Raw genomic sequence first — 4059 nt, 5'->3', positions numbered from 1 at the left:
TGCCGGTTCCGCTTATTAACTACAGGTACACAGGTAAGCAGGCGATACTATGGCAAATGCTGACAAGACAATGGAAAACTGTATCCTGATGCTGCAGCACATCCAGGAAGACAGTTCAATACCGAGAAATATCCGGCGGGTCGCCGACGAGACCCGCGCCATGCTTGTAAACAACAACAAGGCAATGGGGCTGCGCGCAGCAGAAGCCATCTCCAAGATTGACGAGATCTCCAACGACCCCAATATGCCCATCCATGCGCGGACCCGGATCTGGGAACTCGTCTCCCAGCTCGAAACCATCCCGCTGGACTAAACATCCCCTCACCGTTTTTCCCGCGTCCCTTCACGGGGCCGGCTCGAGTTGCTGAAATAACCGGACGCTTCAGGTCCCTTTCCTGAGCTGTTCCTTGATCTCGCGGATATCCTTTCGCATCTCGTCCGAGTAGGGCGAGAACCGGTAGCTCAGGTTGTTCTCCACCTGCCAGAACCCGATCTTCTCATCGTAGTGCCCGATAAGGTAGCAGACAAGGACATACCCGGGAACCGAGAGCGCGATGACCTCGGGCATGGTCAGCCCGAGGTGGATCCAGAAGAAGTCCTCGAAGAGCTTGGCATTGGCAGTGATGATACCGAAGTTGAGCACGATCTGGGTCCAGGACGTTCCCCGCACGTACCGCTGCTTGAAGAGTGCCAGGCTGTATAAGAGCCCGTGATTCTCTGTCATGGGGATCTCTTTTTTCCGGTGTGAGAAAGCCTTTCCTGAAACGGCAGGGCACAAAGGGTGCTGACACCGTTGTCATCTCACGGGGGGCAGAGTCCGGAAGACGGCATGATGCTGCTATGAATGGTACGAAAAAAAGGAAACGGGAATCCTCCGAGTGTTATTTCCGTGCGAGATCGAAGCGGTCGAGGTTCATGACCTTTGCCCATGCTGCGACAAAGTCCGAAACGAACTTCTCCTGTGCATCGGCGCATGCATACACCTCGGCGAGGGCCCGGAGCTGGGCGTTTGAGCCAAAGATGAGGTCGACCCTTGTTCCGGTCCATTTCGCAGCACCCGTCTTCCGGTCGCGCCCTTCATACACCCCGTCTGCGCCGGCAACCGGCTTCCACTCCGTGCCCATGTCAAGGAGGTTGACGAAGAAGTCGTTCGTGAGTGCTCCTGGCTTTTTGGTGAACACGCCGTGTTTTGTATGGCCGAAGTTGGTGTCAAGCACCCGCATGCCGCCAACGAGGACCGTCATCTCCGGCGCGGTAAGTTTCAGCAGCTGCGCCTTGTCGACCAGTTGCTCCTCGGCCGACAGGAAGGCGGGGGTCTTCCGGTAGTTGCGGAATCCGTCCGCCTTTGGTTCAAGTACGGCAAAGGAGGCTACGTCGGTCTTATCCTGGGAAGCATCCATGCGTCCGGGGGTGAACGGCACATTTACCGGATGACCGGCATTTTGTGCAGCCTGTTCGACACCGGCACAGCCGGCGAGCACGATCAGATCCGCAAGCGAGATCTTTTTCCCACCCTTGGCTGCCTTGTTGAAATCTGCCTGGATGCCCTCAAGGACGGAAAGCACCTTTTTGAGTCTGGCCGGTTCGTTAACCTCCCAGTCCTTCTGCGGCGCGAGCCGTATGCGTGCGCCGTTTGCGCCGCCGCGCTTGTCGGAGCCGCGGAAGGTGGAGGTAGATGCCCATGCAGTCGAGACAAGTTCCTGTACAGAAAGACCGGACGCGAGGATCTTCTTTTTGAGGGCCGCGATGTCCTGCTCGTCGACCAGCGGATGGTCGACTGCGGGGATCGGGTCCTGCCAGATGAGTTCTTCTTGTGGGACCTCGGGCCCGAGGTAGCGGGTTCGCGGGCCCATGTCGCGGTGCGTCAGCTTGAACCATGCCCGGGCAAACGCGTCGGCAAGCTGGTCCGGGTGCTCGTAGAAGCGCCGCGAGATCTTCTCATAAGCGGGATCGAACCGCAGGGAGAGATCGGTCGTGAGCATGGTCGGGGCATGACGTTTCTTCGGGTCATGGGCATCCGGGATCGTGCCGGCACCGGCACCATCTTTCGGCCGCCACTGGTGCGCACCGGCCGGGCTTTTGGTCAGCTCCCACTCGTAACTGAACAGGATCCGGAAGAAGTTGTTGCTCCACTTCGTCGGCGTATTGGTCCAGGTGACCTCAAGGCCGCTCGTGATCGTGTCACCACCCTTGCCGGTGCCAAAACTGCTCTTCCAGCCAAGGCCCTGCTCCTCGATGGGGGCTGCTTCCGGCTCGGGCCCGACATGGGTTGCCGGGCCGGCGCCGTGGGTCTTTCCGAACGTGTGGCCGCCGGCAATGAGGGCCACGGTCTCCTCGTCGTTCATGGCCATGCGGGCAAAGGTCTCGCGGATGTCCTTTGCCGCGGCAACCGGGTCCGGGTTCCCGTTCGGGCCTTCCGGGTTGACGTAGATGAGCCCCATCTGTACGGCTGCAAGCGGATTTTCGAGCTTGCGGTCACCGGAGTAGCGCTTGTCGTCGAGCCACGTGTTCTCGGAGCCCCAGTACACGTCCTCTTCCGGTTCCCAGACATCCTCGCGGCCGCCGGCAAAGCCGAACGTCCTGAAACCCATCGACTCAAGGGCAACGTTGCCGGCAAGGATATACAGATCGGCCCACGAGATCTTCCTGCCATATTTCTGCTTGATCGGCCAGAGCAGCCTTCGCGCCTTGTCGAGGTTCGCGTTGTCAGGCCAGCTGTTGAGGGGAGGGAAGCGCTGCTGGCCGGAACCGGCACCGCCGCGGCCATCCATGACACGGTATGTGCCGGCCGAATGCCAGGCCATCCGGATCAGGAGGGGGCCGTAGTGTCCGAAGTCTGCTGGCCACCAGTCCTGCGAATCGGTCATCAGCGCCTTTAAGTCCGCCTTCACCGCCGCAAGATCGAGTGTCTTGAATTCCTCTGCATAGTCAAACTCCTTACCCATCGGGCTGGACTTGGGGGAGTGCTGGTGGAGCACTTTCAGGTTCACCTGGTTTGGCCACCAGTCGCGGTTGGACCGGCCCTGGCCGGGTGCTGTCCGGCTCCCCATACCGGTCACGGGGCACTTGCTTTCGTCACTCATACTGTAACCTTCCTGTCACTATTCTGGATACTACGCCAGTTGCCGGCAGGAGTTCTGTTCGGAAATGCTGGTGTACCAGACACCGTGCGGCGTGAGGCCATGCCGGCCTGCCGACGTGGCAGTGTTGTTCCCGGGGTGCGGGCCCCGGGAGCAATGATGACCTTCCTTTCTGTGAGGAAAATCCCTCGTTCTCTGCCCATGAAAGGCAGCCTGGGCTGTTGCCCGTTGTTGAGACTTTCCTTTTTGGGTATCATTAACCTTCGCTTAAAGGCAGGGTGAGAATGCGTGGCCCGCACTTATTGCATCCGGGTAGTGTTCCGGGCCGGTTCTTCGCTCTTCCGGGCCGGGCAGAAGTTGCAGATAGAGTAAAAGACGTCCTTTTCTTTGTCCCGGATCAGGCAGTAATAGTCGCTTCCCCGCTGCTCTACGGTGAAACCACCGGGGAAAGGCATACCCACCGGGTGCCCCGGTTCTTCGAGAACGAACATCGTGAACGCGGCAACCAGGTAATAGAAGAACCGGTTCTTCGGGTTCCGGAAGTACGGGTTCCGTTCGCTTGGATCGTTCCAGGCAAAGAGCCCCGTGGGGAGCATGTCACAGAATGCGTCGAACCGCTCCCGGTTCCGGATCGGGCCGGAGAGCCGGTAAAGCGCCCCGCTTTTGTGCATGGAGAGGAGGCGATGGTGGGCACGGAAGAGCTGGTCCCGGAAATACGGGGCAACGGCCTCGCGGTAGGGCGACGGGAGCATTTCGATCTCAGCGTTCAGCCGGCCCCCGATGATCTGGAGATCAAAGAGAGAATACTTTCTCACTTCGCGTGCCAGGATCTCCCCGAGTTCTCCCCTGGTGCAGGCGGACCGGAGTCGTACTGCTATTGCCCGTACATGCTCGGCGGTGTATTCTTCTTCATCGGGGGGGGAAGGAGTCATTGCTGTCGCTTCTGTACAGTCATTGACACCGCCACTGCATAAAAAAA

The 4059-nt window shown here is 59.4% G+C and carries 4 protein-coding genes; 1 reads left to right on the top strand and 3 read right to left on the bottom strand.

The features are described 5' to 3' along the window. Positions 1-49: 49 nt before the first annotated feature. A complete protein-coding gene (locus CW742_RS08375) occupies positions 50-313 on the top strand; it encodes a UPF0147 family protein (RefSeq protein WP_292419046.1) in 264 nt (87 codons plus the stop codon). A gap of 69 nt (positions 314-382) precedes the next feature. Here CW742_RS08375 and CW742_RS08370 read toward each other — a convergent pair whose 3' ends face one another. From CW742_RS08370 to CW742_RS08360, 3 genes are all read right to left on the bottom strand, one after another. Further along, on the bottom strand, positions 383-724 hold the full coding sequence (locus CW742_RS08370) for a hypothetical protein (RefSeq protein ID WP_292419043.1): 342 nt from the start codon (positions 722-724) through the stop codon (positions 383-385). Positions 725-881: 157 nt separating this feature from the next. Further along, on the bottom strand, positions 882-3083 hold the full coding sequence (gene katG, locus CW742_RS08365) for a catalase/peroxidase HPI (protein WP_292419040.1): 2202 nt from the start codon (positions 3081-3083) through the stop codon (positions 882-884). Positions 3084-3379: 296 nt separating this feature from the next. Further along, positions 3380-4012, bottom strand: a complete 633-nt coding sequence (locus tag CW742_RS08360) for a DUF2115 domain-containing protein (RefSeq protein WP_292419049.1) — start codon at positions 4010-4012, stop codon at positions 3380-3382. Positions 4013-4059: the final 47 nt, after the last annotated feature.

Source organism: Methanoregula sp. (assembly GCF_002835825.1).
Classification (GTDB): Archaea; Halobacteriota; Methanomicrobia; order Methanomicrobiales; family Methanospirillaceae; genus Methanoregula.
Note: the sequence above shows the minus strand (reverse complement) of the source record. Positions and strands in the feature narration are given on the sequence as shown.